Raw genomic sequence first — 23,366 nt, forward strand, 5'->3', positions numbered from 1 at the left:
GTCGGCTGGCCAGAGACACGCAGCAAGCCATTGATCAGCGCGCTGGATTCCCCGGCCGTGACGGCCTCGAGGCGACCCAGTGTCGCGATCACGCGTTGGCGCGACTTGCCGGCCTCGTCCCGGAAGGACTCGACGAGTTTGACGTAGCGGCGCGGGCCGGATTTGGTGACTTTGACGAACATGTCATCACGATAGACCGTAGGCGCTACGAATGGCAAGGTGCCACTAGAAAAACGTGTCACTACAAAGAATGCGGCCAGAATTCTCTAAGCTACTGAATTCTCAGACCACAGGTGCGGATTTCTGGCCAAAATCGGACTGGAAGTGTCGAACTCGGGATGTACTGATGTACTTGCCGGTGAGTTCGCTGGGCTCGATATTGGGGTTGAGCACCTCGACAGCAGTGATATTCGGGAGGTCGGGCCACAGATCGTTGATCAGCACCACCAGCAGATCAAGCGCTTCGGAAAACAGCCGTTTGAAAATGTAGTCGTTCTTGGGGTCGAGCAAGATGGCCATTGACACCGGCAAACCGACTGTGCTCCCTCACGCCGCCCGGTGTTCATACAGCTCGCGCGCGGCGCGCATGCCACGCAGGTGCCGGGCCTGGCGGGCGGCACAGCGGGCGGTGAGACTTTCGGGCGTGCCCACGGCGCTGCCGAAGCGCTTGAGCAGCGTGCTGGAGGCGGCGATAAAGGCCTCGGGGTCGATGCCCAGCCGACCCAGCAGCTTGGGGACTCGGCCTGTGATCTGTCCGCGCTTGTCGGGGCGCTGGCAGCGGCCGGTAGTCTCGACCAGCTCCAGATAGTCTTCCAGGCTGAAGGGAATGGCGGTGGGTAACTGGGCGGTGGCATCGAAGGGCATCAGCGGCTGGTGGGGCAGGGTCTGCCACCAGGCCGGCACCTGGGCCGCCGGCGGGGTTTCGGGCGAGGCATCGGTCAGCAGACCATCGCCAAGGGTTACCCTCTTGGCGGCCCTCTCCGTCTCGCCATCGCCTGGCAGCTCGGCCAACCGCTCGGCCACCGAGGTATGCTGGGAGGCCTCCGGCGTCTCGGCCATGCCGGCGCGGATGGGGTTGAGGTCGACATAGGCCATGGCGCTGAGGATCGCCGCCTCGTCGAGCAGCGCCTGGCTCTTGAAGCGCCCTTCCCAGAAGCGCCCTTTTACCCCGTCCTCGGCGTTGGCCTGGCGGGCGATGGCTTCGTTGAGAACCCGCATGAACCAGGAGACATCCACCAACCGCTCGCGGCAGATCGCCGCCAGCTTCTTGACTGCCGCCACTTCCGCCGGTAGTTGATCGGCCCCGGCCCGGTAGCGTTGCACCAGCAGCGGGCCGGAGAACAGTGCCGTCCAGCGGTGCAGTACCTCGTCGTCGCTCCAGTTCGCGGCGCGTTCGGTCTCCACCCTCACCACCAAGTGGTAGTGATTGTTCATCACCGCATAGGCGGCCACGTCGATGGCGAACACCCCGGCCAGCTGATGTAGGCGATCACTGATCCAGCCGCGGCGGTGCTCGTAATCCTGGCCGCTGACGGCATCGGTTCCGCACAGGAAGGCGCGACGAACACAGCGGTTGACCAGGTGGTACCAGGGCGTGGCGTCAAGCGAGACCAGGGCAGCGCGCGGCTGGGTCATGACAGGTGCCTTCAGCGAGTGAACGTTGCTTTTAGCTTAGTCTGCGCTGATAGGAGGTCAAGTAAGTGGGTGTCCTTTCTTTTTTATTTGGAGGTCAAGTAAGTGGAGTAAGTGGGTGTCCTGTCTTTGGTGTCTTTGGAGTAAGTGGGTGTCCTTTCTTTGCTTTCTTTGGGAAGGACGAATAAAAGTTGCCCGCCGTAATTAATAGCGGGCAATATCCGAAAAAATCTAAAAAATTGACGAGGAGACACTAAGCCTTCCTTTAAAACGCAGGTCTAACCACCCGAAGTCGAAACAATCTTTTCCTGCCAAGTAGATAGACCATACTCATAACTACCATCAGGATTGGCTTGCCCTACCAGCCAAGCTAACAAAGTCTCTCCATTAAAGTACTCAAAGGCGGCAAGAAGAGAATCGTAGCTATAGTTATAATCCTGATTACCTCCTCCACTCACGTCAACACTAGCGGCATCGAAACCCCTATTGACAGAGAGACCATCAACCCCCCCGCCTTCGCCTTTTATCATTTCTGGAGTAACAAGTGTATTCGGTGAGCCAGCGTCCCCCGGATCAGTTGTCCATGTACCATTAGAATTTTCATAAACCTCCTCACCCCCAGATGTTAGGAAATATTCAACGCCTGTAGTCGCGTCGTATTCCGGATTAAGGGTTTCAAAAGAGCCATCAGCTAATTGCATTTTATAGTGCTGGCTATAAGGTGCAGAAATGATAGATCCGGTAAACTCCTCTGTACCACTACCATCAATAACGTAGTCTCCCAGCACAATAATAAGGCCATCGAATTCTGGATTTCCTTTGAATTGAACGTCACCGTCCACGACCAATACACCACTACCTGAGAAACTGCCTTGCCCCACTTCAAAAAGATCTCTGCTCAGCCGTTGATCCTGTAGTGCAAGATCAGCATCTTCTAAACGAAGATTATCAGGATCATAGACTGGATCCTCGTAAGTCCGGGCAACAGCATCCTTATTGGTCACGAAGTGAACCCCAGCATCGAAATCCTGTACAATATTATTTGTCCACTCTGTCTCATTATTTGAAGCCCCACCATCTTGCGTCACAAGCTCATAAACAAACTCATGAAAACGTTCTGGCTGGGATAGAATTGGCGTCCCGAGCTCTGACGAAATTCCCCCTTTATAGTTGCAGAGATCATTGTTTGCTGTGGTACAGTTATTGTAATTTCCTTCATACTCGGGTGGATCGCCTGTCACAACATCTTTTGCATGATAAACTCCTAAGGCACCAGAGCCACAGCTGTCATGGGAGGTACAGTCTTGTCCCGGCTCAGGAACAAATACAGCAAAGTCATTTATATCTTTATTTCCGATAATATCCTGAACAATTTTCTCAGCCTCACCCTTACTATTAACAGAGATAGCTGGATTGACATATCCATCTACTTCTTCACCCGACACTTCTGCCTGAGAGTTGATGCCATCATACGAAGAGACATTACCGGTCAGATTGAATGCAGAAAGCGACTCACCCAGTAGAGCCCCCCAGCCCATAGATACCCGTCGGCGAGCAATTACATCATCTTCACTACCAGAATATACAATTCCATCAACCAGAATGGATATTACTCCCCCTGAAGGGGGATCCACACTGACACGATAGCAGGCATTAGAGATTTTTGTGTCATCCATCTCGACACAGTTAGTAGAGAAGGGTTGGCTATCCGCCCAATCCTTTAGTGCAGTAAGTATTTTACCCGTATAACTATCTACAGTATCATCTGCATCAGGACCGGACGGAACAACGGACGCACCCTTGACTTGGTGCCAAAAATCCGATGCTCCGTATTCCGCCGCCATCATAGCTAGGCTGCTGGAGCGATGATTCCCAGCCATTGCCTCCTCATTCCGAGAATTCTGGAAACTCGACACACCTAATAAGAGTGAAACCGTCAACAAAACCAAGGTCACTACCAAAGCGACACCCTGCTGCTTAGATTCATTACCATTATTTTTTTCCATGACACCCACCTCGTCTGATCTCATCACGGCACTCAGTGGAGGATATTATTCCGCCTTGCAACCATGAAGGTATACTGCCTTTTTTCCAGTGGTTCACTAGGGCCAATTTCAGGAAAAATAACAGTAATCTGAACAAATAAACCATCCCCTGTGGTACCACTAGCGTCCAACTCCACATTAAAGTTAACGCCTTCAATACCTTCAATCAAAGATTGTGAACTTGATAATGACGCATCAGGATCACAACGCACTTGAATCATGAGCTCCGGAGAAACAAAACTATACCTTACTTCCAGCAGGTTATTAGCACTCCCACAATATGGGTCATTGCTCCTAACACCGCTGTCATACGTCATATTCAGAACTGTCTGGTCAGCACTGTTATTTGTAATCTCTACTGATGTTCTAACGTCAAAAGAAACCAGGTCGGAAATGACCCGCAACGACTCCTGCCGCTTAGCCAAATTATCCATTCGATTATAGCTCTGCTTGGATGTCAGATAAAGCTGACCTGCCCCCAGAACTATCAGAAGACCAATAACCAAAGCCACCATCAGCTCAACTAGGGAAAAGCCCCCTTCTACACTATCCCTGAGACCATGATTTTTTTTAGTGCTCTTTTTCATAGACCTAGTTCTTCGGCAGTTTGATGCGGTATTCGAGCGTAGAGACATCTTCACCTTCGAAACGGTCATCTACCCAGCCTACGGTGATGCCGTATTCGCAAAAGACGGGATCTTCCGTGATAGTTGTGACATCCCGCAATGTGAGGTGATCAGCCCAGTCATTTTTCCAACCAACGGGGTCTGCATCGGGACATGCCTTCAATGTCTTGTTCCCTAAGTCAACCCAAAGCCTCTCGACAGCATCTTGCGCGGCCATCGTGGCGACGGTCCTTTGGAAAGATACGTGGGAGCTTTGCAAGGCTTTTAGTTGCATTGCAGCAACACCCAGAAGACCAAGCGCCAAGACTAGAACCGCTACGAGCGCTTCTAAAAAGCTAAAACCTCTTGAGCATGACTTCCTCACATTTTTCTCCATAGGCCTTTATCTACGTATCAATCCTCGTTACTTTACCAACCGAGTTTATTTCTAGACTTTCAGGAGATCCGCTATAATAAGAGTGCTGGACCGAAACTGAGCAGGGAATAGCAACAGGACAATCTGACCAACCAAAAGCATTAAAAGTTACTGATAAATCTCCTGAAGTCACACTAACATCTCCACCCTGACTTGAGATTTTTCTAAGTTCCTGACCACTGTGAGTAACGATCAATTCCCAACCGTTCGTCGTTGTAATCATGACGCTAACGGGCTCTCGACGTTTTGCTGCCTCGGAACGCGCATAGTGCATACTAGTCAATATTTGGTTAAAATCTGTTGAAAGTTGGTTCCTAGCCATCAAGCTCTGGAAATTTGGTACCGCAATAGTTGCAATTATCGCAATCATAGCAATCGTAACCAAAAGCTCAATAAGGGTAAATCCAGCTTTCCGATTAATTTCACCAACATTCATTAGGCAACCTCACTCCTTGATGGTTCAAGCTAAAGCTGCCACAACTATCGTTCGCCTGAGCACCCTGGGGAGTAGCCGTTATTGTATAACTAGCGGACGATGCACTGATGTCAATTAAATAAAATTCTTCTTCAGTTGGAATATTCGTACCACTCGGACAATTAGTGGCAGTATAGTCAGTATTTACTGTATAACATCTCTCCAATTGACCAGCGATATTCGAAAGGCCAGACATGGCATCCGTCCTTCTTGCTCTTTCCACATACTGTGTGTAGGAGGGATAGGCAATCGAGGCCAAAATCGCGATCACGGCTACCACAATCATCAGTTCGATGAGCGTGAAGCCGGCGGAGCGCCGAGTACTGCCTGCCCGGGCCTGGGGCCCGTGTCGGGTGATCGCCTGCATCTCGCGACGGGTCTCCATCGTCTATTTACACTTGGTTTCAGTATGGATCAGCTCGCGGCAATGTTATAGGGGCGGGACGCAAAAAGCCGGGCGGTGCCCGGCGTCCCTGCCTTGCGCTGGCCTTTCGGGTTGGCCGGGGGCGGCGCTACTCGCTGGCGATCACCCTTTCACGAAGCTCCCGAGGCATCGAGAAGGTGATGGTCTCCTCGCGGCCGGCGATCTCTTCGGGGGCGGTGGCGCCCAGGGCTTGTAGCCTTTCGATCACGCCCTTGACCAGCACCTCGGGGGCGCTGGCGCCGGCGGTGACGCCGATGACGTTGACACCTTCCAGCCATGCCGAGTCGACCTGCTCGGCGCTGTCGACCAGGTAAGCCGGGGTGCCGACTCGCTCGGAGAGCTCGCGCAGACGGTTGGAGTTGGAGCTGTTGGGGCTGCCGACCACCAGCACCAGGTCGGCACCTTCCGCCAGCTCGCGTACGGCGTCCTGGCGGTTCTGGGTGGCGTAGCAGATGTCGTCCTTGCGCGGCCCCTGGATCTCGGGGAACTTGGCGCGCAGGGCGTCGATCACCCGGGCGGTGTCGTCCATGGAAAGCGTGGTCTGGGTAACGAAGGCGAGCTTGGTCGGGTCCTTCACTTCCAGGTTGGCCACGTCCTTCTCATCCTCGACCAGGTAGATCTGTCCGCCATGCGAGGTATCGTAGCGCCCCATGGTGCCCTCCACCTCGGGGTGTCCCTGGTGGCCGATCAGGATGCACTCCTGGCCTTTGCGGGCGTAGCGCAACACTTCCAGATGCACCTTGGTGACCAGCGGGCAAGTCGCATCGAACACCTTGAGCCCGCGCAGTTCTGCCTCCTGCTGCACGGCGCGGGAGACGCCATGGGCCGAGAAGATCACGATGACGTCGTCGGGCACCTCGTGGAGCTCCTCGACGAAGACCGCCCCTCGCTCGCGCAGGGTGTCGACCACGAAGCGGTTGTGGACCACCTCGTGGCGCACGTAGATCGGCGGGCCGAAGGCATCCAGCGCACTGTTGACGATATCGATGGCGCGGTCGACGCCGGCGCAGAAGCCGCGCGGGTTGGCCAGCCTGATGTGTATCGAGTTCGTTTGCATGGTGTTGGGTTGCATAGGGGCCTTGCCTTGATGCCGCAGCACCGTTGCATTTGATAAGTCGAGAAGCATTGTCATCGCGCTGCAAGCCGGATCGCCGGACCGAGCGCTCCTACAAGGGCCTCGATGGACCGTCTGACATTGTAGAAGCTTTGCTTGCAAAGCGAAGGGGTTCGCTGCCTCAGTGAGTCGTGGCGGGCTGCACGTCCAGCACTTCCACCTCGAAGGTCAGGGTACGCCCTGCCAAGGGGTGGTTGAAGTCCACTTCTACCTGTTCGCCGTCGATACGCTTGATCACGCCGGGCAGCTCGCCGCCGGCAGCATCGGCGAAAGACATCACCATGCCCACCTCCGGCTCCTCGCCCTCGAAGTCGTCGCGCTTGAGCAGCTGGATGTTCTGGGGGTTGTGCTGGCCGAAGGCGTGCTCGGGAGTGATCTCGAAGCTGCCGGTCTCGCCGGTCGTCAGCCCCTTGAGGGGGTGCTCGAAGCCGGGCGGCAGGTTGCCGTCGCCCACCTGGAAGGTGGCGGCCTGCTTGTCACGGGTGGAATCCACCACGGTGCCATCTTCCATGCTGAGGGTGAAGTGCAGGGTCACTTCCATGCCTTCATCGATGCGAAGACCCTGGGGTTCCTGGTGGCTCATGGCGTGTCTCTCGAAGCGTGCATGAAGTTTCGTACATGAAGTTCGTGAAGATGATGGCCGCTTGGACGGCGAAGCGGGCTGCGGGTTCCTCAGCCACGGCGGCGCGCTCGGCGCTTCTCGCCGAACAGCGATTCCCAGATCAGGCCGATGGCGCCCAGGGTGATGCCGATGTCCGCCACGTTAAAGGCGGGGTAGTACCAGCCGACCACGTGGAAGGAGAGGAAGTCCACCACATAGCCGTGCACCAGACGGTCGTAGAGGTTGCCGAGCGCCCCGCCGATGATAAGCGCCAGCGATACCGCCAGAAGCGTCTCGTCGGCCTTGAGGCGACGCATCCAGATCGTCAGGCCGATACTCGCACCCACGGCGATGGTGGCGAAGAACCAGCGCTGCCAGCCGGGATGGCCGGCCAGGAAGCTGAAGGCCGCGCCGGTGTTGTGCAGCAGCGTCAGGTCGAAGAACGGCAGCACTTCCACCGGCCGCGCGTAGTCGAGCAGCCCGCTGGCCAGATACTTGGTGGCCAGGTCCAGCACGATCACCGCCAATGCCAGCCACAGCCAGCGCAGGGGCTTGTACATCGGCGGCACCGAGGCGGCTCCGCCTGCATCGGCCTGCTTGCCGGGTGAGGCTTGGCGATCAGGCATAGTGACGCGTCTCGCCGGGGCCGTCCGGCAGGTTGCCGATGCAGCGCCCGCAGAGATCCGGATGCTCAGAGTGGGTGCCCACCTCCGGGCGGTGATGCCAGCAGCGCTCGCACTTGTTGTTGGGGCTCTCGGCCACGGCCACCTTGAGTCCCTCGAGCTCGGTGGCCTCGGCGCCTTTGCCCTCCGCGAGCGGCGCCAGGCGCACCTCGCTGGTCAGCATCACGAAGCGCAGCTCGTCGCCCAGCTTGGCGAGTGTGGCCTGCAGGGCGTCGTCCACGTAGAGGGTGACCTCGGCGGCCAGGCTGCCCTTGATGGCCTTGGCGTTGCGGGCGTCCTCCAGGCACTTGTTGACGGCCTGCTTGACCTCCAGCACCTGCTCCCAGAAGTCGCGGCCCATGGCGGCGTCATCGGCGAGCGTCTCGAGCCCGGTGAAGTACTTGGCCAGCAGCACGCTGTCGCCGCGCTTTCCCGGGATATTCTCGTAGATCTCCTCGGCGGTGAAGGAGAGGATCGGCGCCACCCAGCGCACCAGCGCCTCGACCACCTGGTAGAGCGCGGTCTGGGCGCTGCGGCGCGCCACGGAGTCGGCCTGGGTGGTGTACTGGCGATCCTTGATCACGTCCAGATAGAAGCCGCCCAGCTCCCGTGCACAGAAGCCGTGCACCTGCTGGTAGACGTCGAGGAAGCGATACTCCTCGTAGGCGGTCTCGATGCGCGCCTGCAACTGGGCGGCACGATCGACCACCCACTGGTCCAGCGCCAGCATCTCGTTGAACGGCACGGCATCGCGATCCGGCTCGAAGCCATTGAGGTTGGCGAGCAGGAAACGCGAGGTGTTGCGGATGCGGCGGTAGACATCGGCGGTGCGCTTGAGGATCTCGTCGGAAACCGCCATCTCGCCGCCATAGTCGGTGGAGGCCACCCAGAGGCGCAGGATGTCGGCGCCGAGCTTGTCCATCACCTCCTGGGGCGCCACCACGTTACCCACCGACTTGGACATCTTGCGGCCATGGGCGTCCACGGTGAAGCCGTGGGTGAGCAGGCCGCGATACGGTGGGTGGCCGTCGATGGCGCAGCCGGTGAGCAGCGAGGAATGAAACCAGCCGCGGTGCTGGTCGGAGCCCTCCAGGTAGAGATCGGCGCGCGGGCCACTCTCGTGGCCATGGGGGTGCGAGCCACGCAGCACGTGGCGGTGAGTTGTGCCGGAATCGAACCAGACGTCCAGGGTGTCGGTGACCTTGTCGTAGTCAGCAGCTTCTTCGCCCAGCAGCTCCGCCGGGTCGAGGCGGAACCAGGCGTCGATGCCCTCCTGCTCCACGAGCTGGGCGGCCATCTCCATCAGCGCCACGGTGCGCGGGTGCAGCTCACCGGTCGCCTTGTGCAGGAAGAAGGGGATCGGCACGCCCCAGTTGCGCTGGCGGGAGATGCACCAGTCCGGGCGGTTGGCGATCATGCTGTGCAGGCGCGCCTGGCCCCAGGCCGGCGTAAAGGTGGTCGCCTCGATGCCGGCCAGCGCCCGCTCACGCAGGGTCTTGCCGTCGCGACCCTCTAGGTCCATACCCACGAACCACTGGGCAGTGGCGCGGTAGATCACCGGGGTCTTGTGGCGCCAGCAGTGCATGTAGCTGTGGGTGATGGTCTGGTGGGCCATCAGCGCGCTCACTTCGTCGAGCTTGGCGACGATCTGCAGGTTGGCCTTCCAGATCATCTGGCCGCCGAAGAACGGCAGGTCATCGACATAGACGCCGTTGCCCTGCACCGGGCTCTCGATCTCGTCGAATTCCATGCCGTGGGCTCGGCAGGTGACGAAGTCGTCGACGCCGTAGGCCGGGGCCGAGTGGACGATACCGGTGCTGCCGACCTCGACCTCGACATAGTCGGCCAGGTAGACCGGCGACAGACGGTCATAGAAGGGATGCTGAAATTCCAGTCCGTCGAGGCGCTCGCCGGTGGCGGTTGCAATGATCTCGCCTTCCAGCCCGAAGCGCTCGAGGCACGACTCCACCAGTTCCTCGGCCAGCACCAGCAGCCGCTCGCCGGTATCCACTAGGGCATAAGTGAACTCGGGATGTACGTTAAGCGCCTGGTTGGCGGGGATGGTCCAGGGCGTGGTGGTCCAGATCACGATGGCCGCCGGCTTGGAAAGCCGGTCGAGGCCGAAGGCCGCGGCCAGGCGGTCGGCATCTTCCACCGGGAAGGCGACGTCGATGGCGTCGGACTTCTTGTCCTGGTATTCCACCTCGGCCTCGGCCAGCGCCGAGCCACAGTCGAAGCACCAGTTGACGGGCTTCAGGCCCTTGAAGACATAGCCGGCCTCGACCATCTCGGCCAGCGCGCGGATCTCGCCGGCCTCGTTGGCGTAGTCCATGGAGCGGTAGGGCTTGTCCCAGTCGCCGATCACGCCCAGGCGCACGAAGTCGGCGAGCTGGCCATGGATCTGTTCGGCGGCGTACTCGCGACACAGCTCGCGGGCCTTGCCCGGCTCGAGGTGCTTGCCGTGGGTGGTCTCCACCTTGTGCTCGATGGGCAGGCCGTGGCAGTCCCAGCCGGGCACGTAGGGGGCATCGAAGCCGGCCAGGTTCTTCGACTTGACGATGATGTCCTTGAGGATCTTGTTGACGGCATGACCGATGTGGATGCTGCCGTTGGCGTAGGGAGGGCCGTCGTGAAGCACGAACAGCTCCCTGCCCTGGCGCTCCTCACGCAGACGATGGTAAAGGTCCATCTCCTTCCACTGCGCCACCCGGGCGGGCTCCTTCTTGGGCAGCATGCCGCGCATCGGAAAGTCGGTTTCTGGCAGATTCAGCGTGTGCTTGTAGTCGCTCATATCCTGGGGGTCAGCCGTCGTCGTGGTCGGCGGGATGGCCCGCCGAGGAATCGGAAGTCACGGCCTCGCGCGCCAGCGGCGCCGATGCCAGAGGAAGAGAATCGTCCGCGCCGGCATGCCCGGCAACGGCACCAGCGGCGGGGTGCTGTAGAACGGCACCGGCGGCGGGGTGCTGAAGAAAGAAGGCGCGAGCGCGTGCCTGGTCGGTGCGAATCTGCGCCTTGAGCTCGTCGAAGTGGGCGAACTTCACCTCGCCGCGCAGCTTGGCGCAGGGGAACACCGTGAGGCGCTCACCGTAGAGGTCACCGTCGAAATCGAAGAGGTGCACCTCGAGCACCGGCCGCTCGCTGCCCACCGTGGGGCGCCAGCCGATGTTGGCCACGCCAGGCAGGCAGCGCCCGTCGGGGAGTTCGGTGACAACCGCATAGACGCCCTGCAGGGCCAGCGACAGGGCCGGCTGCGGCAGGTTGGCGGTAGGCACGCCGATGGTGCGGCCCAGCTGGCGGTCGGGCACCACCCGGCCGCCCAGCCGGTAGGGCTGGCCCAGCAAGCGCGCCGCAGCGGCGAAGTTGCCACTGGCCAGCAGGGTACGCACCCGGGTGCTGGAGACCCGCTCGCCGTCGATGGTGAAAGTGCGAGTATGCTCGACGCCAAAGCCGCGGGACTCCCCCACCTCGGTGAGCAGATGGAAGTCGCCGCGGCGGTCGCAGCCGAAACGGAAGTCGTCGCCCACCACCAGGTGGCGTACGCCCAGGCCGTCCACCAGCACCCGCTCGATGAACTCCAGCGCGGTCAAGCTACGCAGGGCGTCGTTGAAGGGCAGGCAGAGGATGGAGTCGACCCCGCATTCGCCGAGCAGCGCCACCTTGTCGCGCAGGCGGGTCAGCCGCGGCGGCGCCTGGTCGCCGGCGAAGAACTCACGCGGCTGAGGTTCGAAGACCACCACGGTCACTGGCAGGCCGAGCCGGGCGGCATGCTCGCGGCACTGCTCGAGGATCGCCCGGTGGCCGCGGTGCACGCCATCGAAGTTGCCGATGGTGGCCACGCAGCCGCGATCCTCGTCACGCAGGTTGTGCAGTCCTCGAATCACTCGCATGGGCGTCGTCGCGCTGGGAAATAAAGTCCACGATTATAACGGACCGGGGGCCCCTTGACAGCCGGCGCGGCTTGGTCTTTCCCGGCTGTTTCTTGTGGGAGCTGCGGTTCGATGCTTCGACTGGCACGGTGATGGGTGCTCTCCGCTTATCGCCGTGCAAGCACAGCTCCCACATGCATCCCAAACCACCGGACATGAATTGTGGGAGCAACGCTTGCGTCGCGATCTGTCGCGAAGCGGCAGTTTGTTCGCATCCCTCACCCCTTCATCCGGAAATGCCGAATCCGTACCCCGAAGGCCATCAGCCAGGCGAAGTAGACCGCCACCCCGGCGAGCACCAGCACTGCCAGCCAGCCGGCACGGGTCCAGACGCTCCAGTCGAGCCAGGCTTGCCACTCGGGCGCCAGCCAGGCCAGCCCCAGGCTCATCACCGTACAGCCGCCGAGCAGCTGCACGGCGTAGCGCCTCCAGCCGGGCTGGAAGACCAGTACACCCTGGCGGTAGAGCAGCCAGCCCAGCAGGCCGGCGTTCAGGAAGGCCGAGAGCGCCGTGGCCAGCGCCAGGCCGGCATGGGCCAGGGGCCAGACCAGGATCAGGTTGAAGACCATGTTGGCGACCATGGCGATGATGCCCACCTTCACCGGAGTAGCGGTGTTCTGGCGGGCGAAGAAGCCCGGCGCCAGCACCTTGATCAGCATGAAGGCCACCAACCCGAAGGCATAGGCCCGCAGACTCATCGCCGCCATGGCGATATCGTGCTCGGTCATGGCGCCATAGTGGAACAGGGCGATCAGCAGCGGCTCGGCCAACACGGCCAGGGCCAGGGCGGCGGGCAAGCCGAGCAGCAACACGGTACGGATCGCCCAGTCGAGCATGGCGGCGAAGTGCTCGCCGGACTGCTCGGCATGGCGCCTGGAGAGCGCCGGCAGAATCACCGTGCCGATGGCGATGCCGAACACCCCCAGCGGCAGCTCCACCAGGCGATCCGAGTAGTAGAGCCAGGAAACGCTGCCCGCCGCCAGCAGCGAGGCCAGCACGGTGTCGAGCAGGAGGTTGATCTGCGAGACCGAGACGCCGAACAGCGCCGGTGCCATGAGCCGCAGGATGCGCCGCACGCCGCTGTGGGCGAAATCGGGCCAGGGTCGCGGCAGCAGTCCCAACCGCGCGAGGAAGGGCACCTGGAAGGCCAACTGGGCGCCGCCGGCAATCAGCACGCCCCAAGCCAGCGCCATGGCCGGCTCCTCGAACAGCGGCGTAAGCAGGATTGCCGCGCCGATCAGCGAGAGGTTGAGCAGCACCGGGGTGAAGGCCGGAACGGCGAAGCGGTTCCAGGTGTTGAGCGTGCTGCCGGCGAAGGCGGTGAGAGAGATCAGCAGCAGGTACGGGAAAGTGAGCCGCAGCATGTCGGCGGTCAGCGCCAGCTTCTCCGGGTCGCGCCCGAAGCCGGGCGCGAAGGCCCACACCAGCCAGGGCGAGGCGAGCATGGCCAGCGCCGTGATCAGCGCCAGTACCGACGCGAGGCTACCGGCCACCGCATCGAGCAGTTCCTTCACCTCGCGCTTGCTGCCCCGCGTGGCGTACTCCGAGAGCACCGGCACGAAGGCCTGGTTGAAGGCCCCTTCGGCGAACAGGCGGCGCAGAAAGTTAGGGATCTTGAAGGCGACGAAGAAGGCGTCGGCCCCGTCGCCGGCACCGAACAGGGTGGCGATCACCACGTCGCGCGCCAGCCCCATCACCCGCGAGAGCATGGTCATCATGCTGACCACCAGCCCGGAGCGCATCAGGCCACCGGCCTTGGGCGCCACCACGCGGTCATGTTCCTCGACGGCCGGCGGGCGAGGCGCGTCGTCAGGCGTCTTTCGTTCGTCGTCCCGGGATTCGGGCGGCTGTTCGTGCTCCGTCACCGTCTCTATCCTCGTTCGGTGCCCTCGGCGGGCACTCGGCAAGAGTCACAGGCACAAAAAAACCGGCCGCAGCCGGTTTTCCTTCTGGCGCTCCCGGCTTACGCCGCGAGTGCCTTGATGCGCTTGTTCAGGCGGCTCTTCAGGCGCGCGGCCTTCTTCTTGGAGAGCACGTCCTTGTCGGCGATGCGGTCGATGACCGGCTGCGCCTGCTTGAAGGCGTCCATGGCCTGGGCGTGGTCACCGCCGTTGATGGCCTTGACGACGTGCTTGATGTAGGTACGGACCATGCTGCGCTGGCTCGCCTTGAGGACACGACGGCCTTCCGACTGACGGGCACGCTTGCGGGCTTGCTTGCTGTTCGCCACTGACTGTCTCCTTGGAGAAAGTTGTGGTCGCCATCTGTGGGCGACACTTGATAACGGTATGATCCAACAGGGAAATAAAAAATCCCCGCCGGCCTGGCCATATTGCCGGCTGCGCTATTGAACGCAGTCGCTTAGGGGCCGTGTCTGAGAGGATGGCGCATCCTATCACGCCAACCCCGTGCTTGCCATAGTTCTTGCGGGAGTGCTACAGCACCACCAGGTTGTCGCGGTGGATCAACTCCGGCGATTCCATGTAGCCGAGGATGGCCTCGATCTGGTGGCTGGGCTTGCCGACCAGCAGGCGGGCTTCGTCGGCGCCGTAGTTGACCAGTCCCTTGGCCACGCGACGCCCCTGGTCATCGACGCAGAGCACCATGTCGCCACGACGAAACTGGCCACTTACCGCGGTCACCCCGACCGCCAACAGGCTGGAGCCGCTGCTCTTGAGCACCTTCACCGCGCCGGCATCCAGCGTCAGGGTGCCGCGCACTTGCAGCTGCCCCGCCAGCCAGCGCTTGCGCGCTGCCATGGGCGCTTGCTCGGGCAGCAACAGGGTACCCAATCGCTCACCCTCAAGCAGACGGCCGAGCACTGCCGGCTGGCGGCCGCTGGCGATCACCGTGACCGCGCCGGAACGGGCCGCGAGCTGGGCCGCCCGCACCTTGGTGGTCATGCCGCCACGACCCAGCACCCCGCCGCCGCCGGCCACCGCGGCCAGGCTCGGGTCGTCGGCACGCCCCTCGGCGATCAGCCGCGCCTCGGGGTGGCTGCGCGGGTCGGCATCGAACAGCCCCTCCTGATCGGTGAGGATGACCAGGGCGTCGGCCTCCAGCAGGTTGGCCACCAGGGCCCCTAGGGTGTCGTTGTCGCCGAAGCGGATCTCGTCGGTGACCACGGTGTCGTTCTCGTTGACCACCGGCACCACCCCCAGCGATACCAGAGTGCGCAGCGCCGAGCGGGCGTTGAGGTAGCGCTTGCGGTTAGAGAGGTCGTCGTGGGTGAGCAGCACCTGGGCGGTAATCAGACCGTGGCGGGCGAAGTGACCCTCGTAGCATTGGGTGAGGCCATTCTGGCCCACCGCTGCCGCGGCCTGGAGCTCGTGGACCGCCGAGGGCCGAACCTGCCAGCGCAGGCGCACCATGCCGGCAGCCACCGCACCGGAGGAGACCAGCACCACCTCGATGCCTCGGTGATGCAGTTCGGCGATCTGATCAACCCAGCCACCGATGGCCGCCTCGTCGAGGCCGCGGCCGTCATTTGTCAGCAGCGCACTGCCGATCTTTACCACCACCCGGCGGGCGCCCATCAGCGCCTCGCGGCCTGCCACCTGCTCGTTGTGCTCCATTCGCTCACGATCCTCAGGGCGCGTACTCGACCTCGACGTCGAAGTCGTCGTCATCGAAATCGTCGTCATCCTCGTCGTCGCGCTTGCGCTTGCGACCCAGGCGGGCCTCGGTGCGGGCCACCGCCTCGTCCTCCATCCGCACGCGCATCTCGCGGGCCCGCTCGGCGGCCTCCTCGTCCTCGTTCTCGAGGCGACGCTGCTCGGTGAGCCAGCGGTGGGCGGCCTGGACCAGGGCATCGGTGCCGTCGCTGGAGATCGCCGAGATACGAAACACCGGTCCCTCCCAGCCGAGCCGGCGAACGATCTTGTCGGCTACCGCCTCGCGCTCCTCGGCCGGCAGCAGGTCGAGCTTGTTGAGCACCAGCCAGCGCGGCAGCTCGGCCAGCGCCGGCGAGAACTCGCCCAGCTCGTGAATGATCGCCTCGGCGGCCTCCACCGGGTCGGATTCGTCGAAAGGCGCGACGTCGACCACGTGGAACAACAGCCGGGTGCGGGTCAGGTGCTTGAGAAAGCGAAGCCCGAGGCCGGCGCCGTCCGAGGCGCCCTCGATCAGGCCGGGCACGTCGGCCATCACGAAGTGCTCGTGCAGGCCGAGCTGCACCACGCCCAGGTTAGGCACCAGAGTAGTGAACGGATAGTTGGCCACCTTGGGCTTGGCCGCGGAGACGGAGCGGATCAGCGTCGATTTTCCGGCATTGGGCATGCCCAGCAGGCCCACGTCGGCCATCACCTTCATCTCGAAGCGCAGATTGCGACGCTCGCCTTCGGTGCCCGGCGTAGTTCGCCGCGGTGCCCGGTTGGTGGAGGACTTGAAGTGGATGTTGCCAAGCCCCCGACGACCACCCTGGGCGACCGGCACCACCTGCCCGATCTCGGTGACGTCGGCGATCACCTCGAGGGTGTCCTCATCGATCACCGTGGTGCCTACCGGCACCTTGACGTGCAGATCCTCGCCGGCGCGCCCGCTCATCTGTCGCCCCATGCCGGGCTGGCCATTCTGCGCCTTGTAGAAGCGCTGATACTTGAAGTCGATGAGGGTGTTGAGGGCATCGTCACCGATCAGGTAGACGGTGCCGCCATGGCCCCCATCGCCGCCGTCGGGGCCTCCCTTGGGCACGTATTTCTCGCGGCGGAAGCTCAGGCAGCCATTGCCGCCATTACCGGCTTCCACGATGATCGAGGCTTCGTCGACGAACTGCATCTCTTACTCTCCTGACGGCCTGTGCCGCCATGATACAAGAAGGCCCCGCCTGGGCGGGGCCTTCTCGCTGCAAGCATCAGTGCCTCAGGCAGAGACGATACTGACGAACTTGCGATTCTTCGGACCCTTGGTCTCGAACTTGACCACGCCCTCGTCCAGCGCGAACAGCGTGTGGTCCTTGCCGATACCGACGCCGGTGCCAGCATGGAACTTGGTGCCACGCTGACGCACGATAATGTTGCCCGGGTTGACGACCTGGCCGCCGAACAGCTTTACGCCGAGGCGTTTGGATTCGCTGTCGCGACCGTTACGTGTGGAGCCCGCTGCCTTCTTGTGAGCCATTGCAAAGTCCTCGCTCGTTCAGGGGAATATCTCGAAAAGCGTTCCGCTGGCGCGGCGCTTACGCGGAGATCCCGGTGATCTTGACTTCAGTGAACCACTGGCGGTGGCCCTGACGCTTCATGGAGTGCTTACGACGACGGAACTTGATGATGGTGACCTTGTCACCACGGCCGTGGGAGACGACCTCGGCTGCCACCTTGGCACCGTCGACCAGCGGGGCGCCAACCGTGACGTCCTCGTCGTTGCCCACCAGCAGAACCTCATCGAACTCGATGGTGTCGCCGGTCGGCACTTCCAGCTTCTCGAGCTTGAGAGTCTGGCCTTCCTGAACGCGGTACTGCTTGCCACCGCTCTTGATAACTGCGTACATGCTTTTCTCTCCAGGACTCATCGGGTGTTGGCTCTTCATCGACCTGCTGCGAGTGGCGCCCCTTCCGGCAGCCATCTGACAGGGAGCAAGATGAGTGGGTCGCAGATTATAACCGCGGGCGAACGACCGTACAACCCGTGATGCGGGCTCGGAAAGCGATGCCGCCGACCCGGCCGAGGGCCCGGCAGAGCCGGCTTGACGCCCCCATAGGGGGCCCATAGCATGGCCGGCAACCCGAAGCCAGAAGGGGCGCCTCTCGCCCCGGCACCCATTACTCGTCGAAACCACCCCCATGCCTGCCAACGCCGCACCGCCCCAGTCATCCCGCCCCGCCCCTGCGTCGCCGCTCCACGCCGCGGTCGCCGATGACTTCCTCGCCGTGAACCGCACGATCATGGACCAGCTTGCCTCGCGCATCCCGCTGGTGGAGACCATTGGCCAGTACATCATCGAGAGCGGCGGCAAGCGGCTGCGCCCGCTGCTGGTGCTGCTGGCGGCGCGCTCGCTGGGCTATCAGGGCAACCGACACATCACCCTGGCCACCCTGGTCGAGTTCATGCACACCTCGACGCTACTGCATGACGACGTGGTCGACGAGTCCCATATGCGCCGCGGCAAGGCCACGGCCAACGATGCCTGGGGGAATGCCCCCTCGGTGCTGGTGGGCGATTTCCTCTATTCACGCTCTTTCCAGATGATGGTGGAAGTGGGCTCCATGCGCATCATGGACGTGCTCTCGCGGGCTACCTGCACCATCGCTGAGGGCGAGGTGCAGCAGCTCACCAACGTGGGTAATCCCGACACAGACGAAGCAGCCTATTTCGAGACCATCCAGGGCAAGACCGCCATGCTCTTCGAGGCGGCCAGCCATAGCGGCGCCATCCTCGCCGATGCCAGCCCCGACCAGGAGGCGGCCCTCCAGCACTACGGCCGCTACCTGGGCCTGGCCTTCCAGTTGATCGATGACCTGCTCGACTACCAGGGCGACGCCGAGGCGATGGGCAAGAACGTGGGCGACGACCTGGCCGAGGGCAAGCCGACCCTGCCGCTGATCCAGGCCATGGCCGCCGGCACCCCGGCGCAGCGAAAGCTGGTGCGTGAGGCTATTCGCAAGGGCGGCCTCGACCACTTGGATGAGGTGCTCACTATCGTCCGCGACACCGGCGCCCTGGACTATACCCGGGCCCGCGCCGAGGAGATGGCCGACAAGGCCCTGGTACAGCTCAACGCCCTGCCCGAGAGCCCCTTCCGCGACAGCATGGCCCAGCTCGCCCGCCTAGCCGTCGACCGGCAGACGTGAGCGGTGCACAGCCGCTCGAGGGGCTTGCATGCCGGCAAGGCTTGGGTATAATTCGCCCCGTCGGTCGCCAAGGGTCCGGCACAAGAAGATTCGGAGTATAGCTCAGCTTGGTAGAGCGCTGCCTTCGGGAGGCAGAGGTCGTAGGTTCGAATCCTGCTACTCCGACCAAAAACATCAGTAAAAACGGCCACTTAGCTCATCAGGGCGGTGGCCGTTTTTCGTTGGATTGCATTCCGGGTGGCAGAGAAGGCGATACGCGGCAGGATTCCGATCGTGCGCCAGCATTCACTCACCGTTATTGAGCCCAGTAGAGACCTCGGCGTGACGAGCGTTATCGCGCGAGCGTGCCCTACACTAATCAGGACAACCAACGGCTTAGGAGGTGGCGCGATGCGCGACTACCTACGCAAACATACCAACCTGCCGGTCTTTCTCTTCTCGGCGATCCTGGCTCTAGCCTTCGTCAGCTGGGGGGTAACGGCGCCTTCGCATCTTGGCGCCATCGCTTCCGACATCAACAACTGGATCACCCAGATCTTCGGCTGGTGGTACATGCTGTGCGCCAGCGGCTTCCTGGTGCTGGTGCTGGTGCTGATGTGCAGCCGCTGGGGGCGAATCCGCCTCGGGCCCGACGACAGTCGCCCTGAGTGGTCGACCCTGTCATGGTTTTCGATGCTGTTCACCGCCGGTATGGGCATCGGCCTGGTGTTCTTCGGTGTTGCCGAACCCGTCTTCCACCTCAACGACCCGCCCGTCGGCGAGGGAGGCACCAGTCAGGCCGCCCTGGAGTCCATGGAAATCACCATCTTCCACTGGGGCCTGCACCCTTGGGCCATCTACATCGTGGTCGGACTGTCGCTGGGTTATTTCTGCTTCCGCAAGGGCTTGCCCATGCGCCCCGCCGCAGCGCTGTACCCCTTGATCGGCAAGCACATCTACGGCCCTGTGGGACACCTCATCGACATCCTGGCCGTCTTCGGCACCCTCTTCGGGCTGGCGACCTCACTGGGACTCGGGGCCACGCAAATCAATGCCGGTCTCAATAATGTCTTCGGTGTAGAGGTCGGGGCGACCTCTCAGGTCCTCATCATCGGGCTGATCACCGCGGTGGCGGTCACCTCGGTCATGCTGGGTCTCGACGCCGGCATCCGCCGACTGTCGGTGATCAACATGTACCTGGCGAGCCTGCTGGCCGTCTTCGTGTTTGTGGTCGGGCCGACTGTTTTCATTCTCGAGTTGATGGTCAACAGCACGGGCCGCTACCTGCAGCATCTACCGGAGAATAGCTTCCAGATGTATTCGTTCTCGCCGGCGGGCTCAGAATGGCTGGGTAACTGGACTCTCTTCTACTGGGGGTGGTGGATTTCCTGGTCCCCCTTTGTCGGCATCTTCATCGCTCGCGTCTCTCGGGGTCGCACCATCCGTTCCTTCATCGGTGGCACCCTGATGGCCCCCGTCGGCGCGTCCATCGTCTGGTTCGCCATTTTCGGCGGCAGTGCGCTGGAGGGAATCCTGAACGACCCCGACAACCCCCTAAGGCAGGCTGGCACCAACGACGCCATGTTCATCCTGCTCAACCAGTTGCCCGTCTGGCCCGTGTTGGGCACCCTAGCATCCTTGCTGGCGATCCTGGTGGTTTCGCTGTTCTTTGCCACTTCGTCGGACTCCGGCTCCCTGGTGGTAGACATGCTGACCAACGGCGGCGACCCTCATCCCAAAAAGGCACAGCGCCTGTTCTGGGCAGTATTGGAGGGCGTAATCGCGGCGGTGCTGCTCGCCGCTGGCTGGGCCGTCGCCGGCAACGCCACCGCGGCCCTTACCCCCCTTCAGACGGCTGCCGTGGCGATGGGACTCCCCTTCTCGCTGGCATTGGTACTCATGAGCTGGGGCTTGGTCAGAGGCTTGAACCAAGAGCAGGCGCACCGTCCCGGTCGGCGCGACCGCTATGTCTATCCATCACCGCCTCGTGAGTAAGACATTGCGCCCGGTTGCTACAAGAGGCGCGACCGGGCGCAAGAGAAACGCACAAGGAAGCTCTCGTCACGTCACGGTAATGACCGAACAGTCGGCGGCATGGCTGACCTTGTGAGAGACACTGCCGAACACCATGCCGCGCACGTCGCTGATGCCGCGGCTGCCCATGACGATGACATCGGCACCCAGCGTCTTGGCCTCCTGGATGATCAACTCCGCCGGCCGGCCCTGGCGGACGACCTCCTGAACCTCGATGCCCGAGAAGTCGGCGGCGGCCCGAGCCTTGTCGATCGCCTTGCGGGCCTCCTCCTTCATGCCGGCCGCCAGCTTATCGCGATCCTCCTCGGTGAAGGGTTCGGGAGTACCACCGGTGAACAGGCCGAGGTTGTCCGGCGGAAACTCGGCCACGGTCATCAGATGCAGGGTGGCGGATGTTCCTTTAGCCAGCTGAGCGGCTACCTTGAGCGCGTGCTCGGCATGGGTGGAACCGTCGACGGGAACGAGGATTGACTGATACATGATATCTACCCTTCTAGTGACACATCGGGATACCCCGCGGCACCCCTCCTGAACTTAAGCCTAGAGGCTGACGAAAATTCAGCATTGTCCTGAATCAAGCTCCCCAGCCGAACCCCAGCACCGGCATGGCCAGGACAAACACCACTAATGTGATGACCAGGACCGCCGCCAGCCCTATCAGCGCCCCGGCGCGCATCATCTCCGCCACGCTCAGCCGCCCGCTGCCGAACACCACGGCATTGGGCGGGGTTGCCACCGGCAGCATGAAGGCGCAGCTCGCCGCCATGGCCACCGGTATCGAGAGCAGCAGCGGGCTGGCACCCAGGCTAACGGTTAGCGCGGCGGTCAGCGGCAGGATCGCCGCCGCGGTGGCGGTATTGCTGGTCACGTGACTCATCAGCATCACCACCACCACGACCATGGCCACCAAGCCCCAGGTCGGCCAGGTGCCGAAGGCCCCGAGCCCCTCGGCCACTGCCGCGGCCAGACCGCTTCCCTCGATCGCCGTGCCCAGGCTGAGCCCGCCACCAACCAGCACCAGCACCCCCCAAGGCAGCTGACGGGCGCTGTCCCAGTCCATCAGGAACTGGCGCTGACGCCAGCGCGCCGGCACCACGAACAGCAGCAAGGCCCCGATCACGGCGATGCCGGCATCACTGAGCGACACCTGCAGCCAGGATTCCAGCAGCGGCCGGGTGACCCAAGCCAGGGCGACGAGGACGAAGATCACCGCCACTCGCTGCTCGGGAGGGCTCATGCGCCCCAGGTCCTCAGCCTGCTCGCGGAGCATCTGCGCCACCCCTGGCAGCTCTTCGTGGCTCACCGGATAGATCCAGCGGGTCAGCAGCCACCAGGCGAGCACCAGCAACAGCAGGGCGGGAGGCACGGCCACCAGCATCCACTGGGCGAAGCCTATCCTGATGTCGTAGTTGTCGGCCATGAAGCCGGCCAGCAGCGCATTGGGTGGCGTGCCGATCAGGGTGCCCATGCCACCGATGTTGGCCGCCAGGGCGATCCCCAGCAGCAGAGTCAGGGCCATGTGATGGCTGCCACCCTCGCCACCCTCTCGCTCCAGCATGGTCAGCACCGAGATGCCGATGGGCACCATCAGCGCCGCGGTGGCAGTATTGCTGACCCACATGCTCAGTGCCGCCGTGGCGACCATGAAGCCACCCACCAGCCGATCCGGACGCAGCCCGGAGAGTCGCAGCACCAGCATGGCAATGCGCCGATGCAGGCTCCAGCGCTGGATCGCCTCTGCCAGCAGGAAGCCACCGAGGAAGAGGAAGATCAAGGGATTGGCATAGGGTGCCGCTACCTGGTCGATGGGCGCCACACCCATGAGCGGCAGCACGGCCACCGGCAGCAGGGCGGTGACGGCGATAGGCACCGGCTCCAGCACCCACCAGGTCGCCATCCAGGCGGTCAGCGCCACCACCTTCCAGGCCGCCGGTGGCATGTCAGCCGGCACCTCCATCAACGCCAGCAGCAGGAACGCCAGCGGTCCCAATATCAGCCCCAGCGGAACCTTGAGGCGCGACAGGCGTGACGGTGATGCCTCCGAGGCATCCTCGGACGTCGAGTCGGTCATGAATCTTCCCCGTCATCGGCCAGTCGCCTGGCCATCGCCTTGCGAGACCTGTTGCGCCGGTAGAGCCGCACCAAGGCAATCCCGATGGCAGCTGTCACCATCACTGCCAGGGTCCAGCCCTGCCAGGGACGCGCGGCATCCCCCATCAGGGTCTCCAGAGTGATGATCAGGATGAAGCCCAGCGCTTGGCTGGTGATGGCCAGGGCGCGCAGGGTATCGAAGGCCGGTCGTGCCATGAGTGCTCCCGGAGGGTGTGAGTGACAGAATTGTAAGCTGGCAGTGGACTAGGCGACGACCCCACTTGAAGCGCGACCGACGCCCCGTTGGCGCTGGACACCTTCAAGATACCCCTGATGCCAGAATGAGGGGACTTGAGGTGCCTGCATCGCTCCAATTGTGCGTTAGCCCGCCTCATTCATCAGGGGGTCGAACGAGGGTGTTGAACCGAGTGATTGCTGGCATCGACCCACTTTAACGTCATGCGGCCGCTTGGTAGTCGGTCAGCCTATACCCGATCCGCCTTCTATCCAGCCTTTTCATATCTAATAGGAATCTATGTCTACTGCCGGTGCAG

Annotated in this window: 23 protein-coding genes, 1 tRNA gene and 1 pseudogene; 3 read left to right on the plus strand and 22 right to left on the minus strand. The window is 62.3% G+C overall.

Annotated features, from left to right (window positions below; genetic code table 11):
- The 19 genes and pseudogenes from BMY30_RS12690 to rplU form a co-directional block, all read right to left on the minus strand.
- A pseudogene (locus BMY30_RS12690) lies at positions 1-182 on the minus strand (IS1634 family transposase); the annotation flags it as partial.
- A gap of 100 nt (positions 183-282) precedes the next feature.
- The gene (locus BMY30_RS12695) at positions 283-519 is read right to left on the minus strand and encodes a hypothetical protein (protein WP_089714287.1); all 237 of its coding nucleotides are present in this window, start codon (positions 517-519) and stop codon (positions 283-285) included.
- 27 nt (positions 520-546) lie between these two features.
- Positions 547-1,635, minus strand: a complete 1,089-nt coding sequence (locus BMY30_RS12700; RefSeq protein WP_089714289.1) for a transposase — start codon at positions 1,633-1,635, stop codon at positions 547-549.
- Positions 1,636-1,910: 275 nt separating this feature from the next.
- Positions 1,911-3,638, minus strand: coding sequence for a PilX N-terminal domain-containing pilus assembly protein (locus BMY30_RS12705; RefSeq protein ID WP_170840139.1), 1,728 nt, complete (start codon positions 3,636-3,638; stop codon positions 1,911-1,913).
- Between the two features lie 32 nt (positions 3,639-3,670).
- Positions 3,671-4,264 carry a PilW family protein gene (locus tag BMY30_RS12710; RefSeq protein ID WP_170840140.1) on the minus strand — a complete coding sequence of 198 codons (594 nt, stop codon included), beginning with the start codon at positions 4,262-4,264 and terminating at the stop codon, positions 3,671-3,673.
- A gap of 4 nt (positions 4,265-4,268) precedes the next feature.
- A complete protein-coding gene (pilV, locus tag BMY30_RS12715; protein ID WP_089714294.1) occupies positions 4,269-4,679 on the minus strand; it encodes a type IV pilus modification protein PilV in 411 nt (136 codons plus the stop codon).
- Positions 4,680-4,689: 10 nt separating this feature from the next.
- The gene (locus BMY30_RS12720) at positions 4,690-5,154 is read right to left on the minus strand and encodes a GspH/FimT family pseudopilin (protein WP_089714297.1); all 465 of its coding nucleotides are present in this window, start codon (positions 5,152-5,154) and stop codon (positions 4,690-4,692) included.
- Positions 5,141-5,578: a type IV pilin protein gene (locus BMY30_RS18310; protein ID WP_342027788.1), complete on the minus strand. Its 438-nt coding sequence runs from the start codon at positions 5,576-5,578 to the stop codon at positions 5,141-5,143. Before BMY30_RS18310 ends, BMY30_RS12720 begins: the two co-directional genes overlap by 14 nt.
- A 127-nt stretch (positions 5,579-5,705) precedes the next feature.
- Complete coding sequence (gene ispH, locus BMY30_RS12730) at positions 5,706-6,689, minus strand: 4-hydroxy-3-methylbut-2-enyl diphosphate reductase (protein WP_244516203.1); 984 nt, start codon at positions 6,687-6,689, stop codon at positions 5,706-5,708.
- 163 nt (positions 6,690-6,852) lie between these two features.
- Positions 6,853-7,314, minus strand: a complete 462-nt coding sequence (fkpB, locus tag BMY30_RS12735) for an FKBP-type peptidyl-prolyl cis-trans isomerase (RefSeq protein WP_089714301.1) — start codon at positions 7,312-7,314, stop codon at positions 6,853-6,855.
- An 89-nt stretch (positions 7,315-7,403) separates the two neighbouring features.
- Entirely contained in the window at positions 7,404-7,892 is a 489-nt protein-coding gene (gene lspA / locus BMY30_RS12740) for a signal peptidase II (RefSeq protein WP_244516206.1), read from the minus strand.
- 58 nt (positions 7,893-7,950) lie between these two features.
- A complete protein-coding gene (ileS, locus tag BMY30_RS12745) occupies positions 7,951-10,785 on the minus strand; it encodes an isoleucine--tRNA ligase (protein ID WP_089714305.1) in 2,835 nt (944 codons plus the stop codon).
- 10 nt (positions 10,786-10,795) lie between these two features.
- Positions 10,796-11,881, minus strand: a complete 1,086-nt coding sequence (gene ribF / locus BMY30_RS12750; RefSeq protein WP_089714307.1) for a bifunctional riboflavin kinase/FAD synthetase — start codon at positions 11,879-11,881, stop codon at positions 10,796-10,798.
- Positions 11,882-12,138: 257 nt separating this feature from the next.
- Positions 12,139-13,662 (minus strand): murein biosynthesis integral membrane protein MurJ, encoded by a 1,524-nt coding sequence (gene murJ / locus BMY30_RS12755; protein WP_089714451.1) that lies wholly within the window; start codon positions 13,660-13,662, stop codon positions 12,139-12,141.
- Positions 13,663-13,883: 221 nt separating this feature from the next.
- On the minus strand, positions 13,884-14,150 hold the full coding sequence (rpsT, locus tag BMY30_RS12760) for a 30S ribosomal protein S20 (RefSeq protein ID WP_089714309.1): 267 nt from the start codon (positions 14,148-14,150) through the stop codon (positions 13,884-13,886).
- Positions 14,151-14,355: 205 nt separating this feature from the next.
- Complete coding sequence (gene proB, locus BMY30_RS12765; RefSeq protein ID WP_089714311.1) at positions 14,356-15,495, minus strand: glutamate 5-kinase; 1,140 nt, start codon at positions 15,493-15,495, stop codon at positions 14,356-14,358.
- Between the two features lie 13 nt (positions 15,496-15,508).
- Positions 15,509-16,696, minus strand: a complete 1,188-nt coding sequence (gene cgtA, locus BMY30_RS12770) for an Obg family GTPase CgtA (protein WP_089714313.1) — start codon at positions 16,694-16,696, stop codon at positions 15,509-15,511.
- An 84-nt stretch (positions 16,697-16,780) separates the two neighbouring features.
- Positions 16,781-17,038: a 50S ribosomal protein L27 gene (gene rpmA / locus BMY30_RS12775; protein WP_089714316.1), complete on the minus strand. Its 258-nt coding sequence runs from the start codon at positions 17,036-17,038 to the stop codon at positions 16,781-16,783.
- Positions 17,039-17,096: 58 nt separating this feature from the next.
- Positions 17,097-17,408 (minus strand): 50S ribosomal protein L21, encoded by a 312-nt coding sequence (gene rplU / locus BMY30_RS12780; protein WP_089714318.1) that lies wholly within the window; start codon positions 17,406-17,408, stop codon positions 17,097-17,099.
- Between the two features lie 292 nt (positions 17,409-17,700).
- Between rplU and ispB the strand changes: the two genes are divergently transcribed.
- The 3 genes from ispB to BMY30_RS12795 all read left to right on the plus strand — a co-directional run bounded on the left by ispB (position 17,701) and on the right by BMY30_RS12795 (position 20,682).
- Positions 17,701-18,708 carry an octaprenyl diphosphate synthase gene (gene ispB, locus BMY30_RS12785; RefSeq protein ID WP_089714321.1) on the plus strand — a complete coding sequence of 336 codons (1,008 nt, stop codon included), beginning with the start codon at positions 17,701-17,703 and terminating at the stop codon, positions 18,706-18,708.
- Between the two features lie 91 nt (positions 18,709-18,799).
- A tRNA-Pro gene (locus BMY30_RS12790) sits at positions 18,800-18,876 on the plus strand.
- 222 nt (positions 18,877-19,098) lie between these two features.
- On the plus strand, positions 19,099-20,682 hold the full coding sequence (locus BMY30_RS12795; protein WP_089714323.1) for a BCCT family transporter: 1,584 nt from the start codon (positions 19,099-19,101) through the stop codon (positions 20,680-20,682).
- A gap of 66 nt (positions 20,683-20,748) precedes the next feature.
- Here BMY30_RS12795 and BMY30_RS12800 read toward each other — a convergent pair whose 3' ends face one another.
- The 3 genes from BMY30_RS12800 to BMY30_RS12810 form a co-directional block, all read right to left on the minus strand.
- Positions 20,749-21,201, minus strand: a complete 453-nt coding sequence (locus tag BMY30_RS12800; protein ID WP_089714325.1) for a universal stress protein — start codon at positions 21,199-21,201, stop codon at positions 20,749-20,751.
- A 94-nt stretch (positions 21,202-21,295) separates the two neighbouring features.
- Positions 21,296-22,792, minus strand: coding sequence for an SLC13 family permease (locus BMY30_RS12805; RefSeq protein ID WP_089714327.1), 1,497 nt, complete (start codon positions 22,790-22,792; stop codon positions 21,296-21,298).
- Positions 22,789-23,028 carry a hypothetical protein gene (locus BMY30_RS12810; RefSeq protein WP_089714329.1) on the minus strand — a complete coding sequence of 80 codons (240 nt, stop codon included), beginning with the start codon at positions 23,026-23,028 and terminating at the stop codon, positions 22,789-22,791. The genes BMY30_RS12805 and BMY30_RS12810 overlap by 4 nt, the downstream gene beginning before the upstream one ends.
- Positions 23,029-23,366: the final 338 nt, after the last annotated feature.

Origin of the sequence: Halomonas daqiaonensis (assembly GCF_900109725.1) — a bacterium.
GTDB classification, from domain to species: domain Bacteria; phylum Pseudomonadota; class Gammaproteobacteria; order Pseudomonadales; family Halomonadaceae; genus Halomonas; species Halomonas daqiaonensis.